This window comes from Pseudomonas sp. NPDC089918 (assembly GCF_050280605.1).
Lineage (GTDB): Bacteria > Pseudomonadota > Gammaproteobacteria > Pseudomonadales > Pseudomonadaceae > Aquipseudomonas.
Genome location: NZ_JBNNVP010000090.1, coordinates 1 through 4,359 on the forward strand (window position 1 = coordinate 1; position 4,359 = coordinate 4,359).

The 4,359-nt window shown below is 55.2% G+C and carries 4 protein-coding genes and 2 pseudogenes; 5 read left to right on the top strand and 1 reads right to left on the bottom strand.

All coding sequences use genetic code 11. The features are described from left to right. Positions 1–96 (bottom strand): annotated as a pseudogene (locus ACQKPC_RS30070) (sigma factor-like helix-turn-helix DNA-binding protein); the annotation flags it as partial. On the opposite strand from ACQKPC_RS30070, the pseudogene ilvN reads away from it, so the two are divergent. The 5 genes and pseudogenes from ilvN to msrQ form a co-directional block, all read left to right on the top strand. Beyond that, positions 92–403: pseudogene (gene ilvN, locus ACQKPC_RS30075) on the top strand (acetolactate synthase small subunit); the annotation flags it as partial. The pseudogenes ACQKPC_RS30070 and ilvN sit on opposite strands and share 5 nt — an antisense overlap. A gap of 47 nt (positions 404–450) precedes the next feature. Then, the gene (gene ilvC, locus ACQKPC_RS30080; protein ID WP_003185459.1) at positions 451–1,467 is read left to right on the top strand and encodes a ketol-acid reductoisomerase; all 1,017 of its coding nucleotides are present in this window, start codon (positions 451–453) and stop codon (positions 1,465–1,467) included. A gap of 146 nt (positions 1,468–1,613) precedes the next feature. After that, complete coding sequence (gene pssA / locus ACQKPC_RS30085; RefSeq protein WP_427628299.1) at positions 1,614–2,471, top strand: CDP-diacylglycerol--serine O-phosphatidyltransferase; 858 nt, start codon at positions 1,614–1,616, stop codon at positions 2,469–2,471. A gap of 63 nt (positions 2,472–2,534) precedes the next feature. After that, positions 2,535–3,548 carry a protein-methionine-sulfoxide reductase catalytic subunit MsrP gene (gene msrP / locus ACQKPC_RS30090; RefSeq protein ID WP_427628301.1) on the top strand — a complete coding sequence of 338 codons (1,014 nt, stop codon included), beginning with the start codon at positions 2,535–2,537 and terminating at the stop codon, positions 3,546–3,548. After that, entirely contained in the window at positions 3,548–4,168 is a 621-nt protein-coding gene (gene msrQ, locus ACQKPC_RS30095) for a protein-methionine-sulfoxide reductase heme-binding subunit MsrQ (RefSeq protein ID WP_427628303.1), read from the top strand. Before msrP ends, msrQ begins: the two co-directional genes overlap by 1 nt. Positions 4,169–4,359 lie beyond the last annotated feature (191 nt).

A 4,359-nucleotide genomic window follows, 5' to 3' on the forward strand; every position in this document is an offset into this window, starting at 1 on the left:
TAGAGCGCGTTTGTAACGCATTTTTGTTGCACTCAAACCCATGTGCATTATGTCTGCGATCTCCTGAAATTCCAGCTCTGCGACAAATCGTAGCAAGAACCTGAACAAGCTGATCGAAGTGGTAAAACTGGTCGACCTGTCGGAGAGTGCTCACATTGAGCGCGAACTGATGCTGGTCAAGGTCAAGGCCACCGGCGCCCAGCGCGCCGAGATCAAGCGCACCACCGATATTTATCGTGGGCAGATCGTTGATGTCAGCGCTAGCGTATATACCGTTCAATTGACCGGTACCAGCGACAAGCTCGACAGCTTCATTCAATCGATCGGGACTGCCTCGATTCTGGAAACCGTACGCAGTGGCGTCACCGGGATTGCCCGCGGCGACAAAGTACTGAGCATCTAAACCAAATTAGCGAATGGCCTGAAGGGCCAGATATAAAGGGGAAATTCATGAAAGTTTTCTACGATAAAGACTGCGACCTGTCGATCATCCAGGGCAAGAAAGTTGCCATCATCGGTTACGGTTCCCAGGGCCACGCTCAAGCGTGCAACCTGAAAGACTCCGGCGTTGACGTTACTGTTGGTCTGCGTAAAGGTTCGGCTACTGTTGCCAAAGCTGAAGCCCACGGCCTGAAAGTGACTGACGTTGCTTCCGCCGTAGCGGCTGCCGACCTGGTCATGATCCTGACCCCGGACGAGTTCCAGTCTGCCCTGTACAAGAACGAAATCGAGCCGAACATCAAGAAAGGCGCCACCCTGGCCTTCTCCCACGGTTTCGCGATTCACTACAACCAGGTTGTGCCGCGTGCTGACCTCGACGTGATCATGATCGCGCCGAAAGCTCCGGGCCACACCGTGCGTTCCGAGTTCGTCAAAGGCGGCGGTATCCCTGACCTGATCGCTATCTACCAGGATGCTTCGGGCAACGCCAAAAACGTTGCACTGTCCTACGCTGCTGGCGTTGGTGGCGGTCGTACCGGCATCATCGAAACCACCTTCAAGGACGAGACCGAAACCGACCTGTTCGGCGAACAAGCCGTTCTGTGCGGCGGTACCGTTGAGCTGGTAAAAGCCGGTTTCGAAACCCTGGTTGAAGCTGGCTATGCGCCGGAAATGGCCTACTTTGAATGCCTGCACGAACTGAAGCTGATCGTTGACCTCATGTACGAAGGCGGTATCGCCAACATGAACTACTCGATCTCCAACAACGCTGAGTACGGCGAGTACGTGACCGGTCCGGAAGTGATCAACGCCGAATCCCGTCAGGCCATGCGCAACGCCCTGAAACGTATTCAGGACGGCGAATACGCCAAGATGTTCATCAGCGAGGGCGCCACCGGCTATCCTTCGATGACCGCCAAGCGTCGTAACAACGCCGCTCACGGTATCGAAATCATCGGTGAGCAACTGCGCTCCATGATGCCTTGGATCGGTGCCAACAAGATCGTCGACAAAGCCAAGAACTAAGTTCCGAGCTTGTACGAAAAACGCGGCCTAGGCCGCGTTTTTTCGTTTGGATCCGCCGGTTCTGGTATAAAGCTGCATTGTTTGTGGTCGCACCGTCGTCCCGGACACCTGTCGAAACTTTCCACCCCGTTGCAAGGTAAATGTCCATGAGCGAACGTCCCGAAGAGCCAAAGCAGGCTTCTGACGCCGAAAGCCTTCTGCCCATCGATGAACACATCGAAGAAGGGCATGACGCTGAAGGTCGTAAAGTCCGGCATCGTGGTATCTATCTTCTGCCGAATCTGTTCACCACTGCGAACCTCTTCGCAGGGTTTTATTCCATCATCAACTCGATGAGCGCCCAGAGTGCCTTGAGTGCCGGTGATGCCATCGGCGCGAGCAAATATTTTGCATTTGCCGCGATCGCGATTTTCGTCGCCATGGTACTCGACGGCCTCGACGGTCGCGTTGCCCGTATGACCAATACCCAAAGCGCTTTCGGTGCCGAGTACGACTCGCTGTCGGACATGGTTGCCTTTGGTGTGGCGCCGGCATTGCTGGCATTCGGCTGGGCCCTGGGCGATATGGGCAAGGTCGGCTGGATGGTCGCCTTCATCTATGTAGCGGGGGCGGCGTTACGTCTGGCGCGTTTCAACACTCAAGTCGGCACCGCAGACAAACGTTACTTCATCGGCCTGGCCAGTCCGGCCGCCGCCGGTGTGGTCGCGGGCATTGTCTGGGCATTCAGCGATTACGGCATTCAGGGTTCCAAGATGTCGTTCCTGGTTGCACTGATGGTTGCCGCCGCCGGGATGCTGATGGTCAGTAACATCAAGTACAACAGCTTCAAGGAGCTGGACTTGAAAGGGCGTGTTCCCTTTGTCGCGATTCTCGCGGTGGTATTGGTATTCGCCGTTGTGTTCAGTGATCCGCCGCGTATCCTGCTGCTGGTTTTCCTTGCCTATGCGGCTTCCGGGCCGGTCCAGTACCTGTTGCGCCTTCGTCGGCACAAAAAATCCGAGTGATGTAATTTCCCTCATACTCCGCAGTCTATGGGTGCATCTGTCCTCCAAAGCTGCGGAGTTGTCATGCTGATCAAAGTCCCCAAAGCGTCTGGCTGTCATGAGTCAGACGTCACGCCTGAATCCCTCTACCTTTCTCGTCGCAGTGTATTAGGTGCCACCGTCGCCGGTTTGGCTGTGGGCAGTCTGCCGCGTTGGGCGAGTGCCGACGATGTTGCGCGTTATGTTGATGTCGAGCCTGGCAAGGCGCCCTCATGGTTTGCCGAAAAGCTTCCTTCTACCAAATGGGGGGCGGTCAACGTCAAAGACGAGGCGATCACACCTTTCAAGGATGCGACCCACTACAACAACTTCTATGAGTTCGGTACCGATAAAGGTGATCCCGCGGCCAACGCCGGTGCGCTGAAAACCGAACCCTGGAGCGTGGTGGTGGACGGGGAGGTGGGTAAGCCGGGGCGGTATGCGCTGGAAGACTTCATGAAGCCTTATCAACTGGAAGAGCGTATCTATCGTCTTCGCTGTGTGGAAGCTTGGTCGATGGTCATTCCGTGGATCGGTTTTCCTGTTTCGGCTTTGCTCAAGGAAGTCGAGCCGACGTCCAGAGCCAAGTTCATTCGCTTCGAAACCTTGCAGGATCCCAAGAGTATGCCCGGGCAGCGTTCCGGCTTTGCCTTGATCGACTGGCCTTATGTAGAAGGGCTGCGTCTGGATGAGGCGATGAATCCGTTGGCGATTCTTGCTGTGGGCATGTATGGGCGTGAGTTACCGAATCAGAACGGTGCGCCGCTGCGACTGGTGGTGCCCTGGAAGTACGGTTTCAAGAGCATCAAATCCATCGTGCGGATCAGCCTGGTCAGTGAGCAGCCGAAAACTACCTGGCAGAGTATCGCCTCCGATGAATATGGTTTTTATGCGAACGTGAACCCGACAGTCGATCACCCGCGCTGGACCCAGGCACGGGAAAGGCGTTTGCCGAGCGGTCTGTTCAAGCCCAATGTGCGGGACACGCAAATGTTCAATGGTTACTCGGATGAAGTCGCTTCTCTCTATACAGGGCTCGATCTGCGGAAGAATTACTGATGCGATATCCGTTCTGGCGTATTGGCGTCTTCATCACTGCAGCGATTTGGCCAGTGCTTTGGTTGTATCAGGCTTGGGCGGATGTGCTGGGACCTGATCCAGGCAAGGTATTGGTTGACCGCCTGGGGCAGGGGACGCTTGTGCTGCTGCTCATTACATTAAGCATCACGCCTTTGCAGAAGCTCACCGGTTGGCCGGGATGGATAGCGGTTCGACGACAGTTGGGTTTGTGGTGCTTCGCTTATGTTGTTCTGCATTTGAGCGGTTACACAGCGTTCATTCTTGGCTTTGATTGGTCGCAGTTGGGTATCGAGTTGCGCAAGCGGCCGTACATTATTGTCGGGGCCCTGGGGTTTCTCTGTTTGTTGGCATTGGCGGTTACCTCCAATCGCTACAGTCAGCGGCGTTTGGGGGCTCGCTGGAAGAAGTTGCATCGGTTGGTCTACGTGGTTCTCGGACTCGGATTGCTGCATATGTTGTGGATCGTTCGCGCCGACCTGAAGGAGTGGGCGATCTATGCATCTATAGGTGCATTGTTGTTGGTGCTGAGATTGCCGCCTGTAATCCGCCGGATTCCACGTTTAACAGCTAAAAAGCCCCCTTCTGCAAGAAAAGCGTAATTAGAGGTTGACGGCAGATTCTGGACGTCTATAATTCGCCCCACTTCCGGCGCAGTCGAAACGGAAAACTCCTTGGTAAACAAAGAGTTACGCAGTTTTTCGGCAGCGGTTACGCTTCAGTTCATCGAAGCCAGAAGGAGTTGGTAAGGCAGTGTGTTTTCGCCTTATTGACGGTTCGATCATCTCGGTCG

Excerpts from the sequence above, each read along its gene's own strand:
- ilvC (WP_003185459.1), top strand. The coding sequence starts at position 451 with ATGAAAGTTTTCTACGATAAAGACTGCGACCTGTCGATCATCCAGGGC.
- pssA (WP_427628299.1), top strand. The coding sequence starts at position 1,614 with ATGAGCGAACGTCCCGAAGAGCCAAAGCAGGCTTCTGACGCCGAAAGC.
- msrP (WP_427628301.1), top strand. The coding sequence starts at position 2,535 with ATGCTGATCAAAGTCCCCAAAGCGTCTGGCTGTCATGAGTCAGACGTC.
- msrQ (WP_427628303.1), top strand. The coding sequence starts at position 3,548 with ATGCGATATCCGTTCTGGCGTATTGGCGTCTTCATCACTGCAGCGATT.